We start from the raw sequence: 235 nt of genomic DNA, 5'->3' as shown, positions 1-235 counted from the left end.
GCAGATTTTAAAGGCGAAAAGGTAGGTAAACAAGCCGATATTACGTGATTTTCTGTACAGCCAAGAAAATGTATTACTACTGGTGAAGGTGGGGTGGTTACCACACAAAGTAAAGAAGTAGCAGACTGGATGAATTCATACAAACATTGTGGTATGGACATGACGGGTGATTCTCGTGAAGGTATTCATTTTAGGAATAGTGGAACCAACTACAAGTTAACCAATGTACAAGCAG

At 39.6% G+C, this 235-nt stretch carries 1 pseudogene; it reads left to right on the top strand.

Annotated elements, in window-relative coordinates:
• Positions 1–60: 60 nt before the first annotated feature.
• Positions 61–235 (top strand): annotated as a pseudogene (locus tag ACY2RW_RS16420) (DegT/DnrJ/EryC1/StrS family aminotransferase); the annotation flags it as partial.

The sequence above is a fragment of the Polaribacter sp. 2305UL8-11 genome (genome assembly GCF_058147165.1).
Note: the sequence above shows the minus strand (reverse complement) of the source record. Positions and strands in the feature narration are given on the sequence as shown.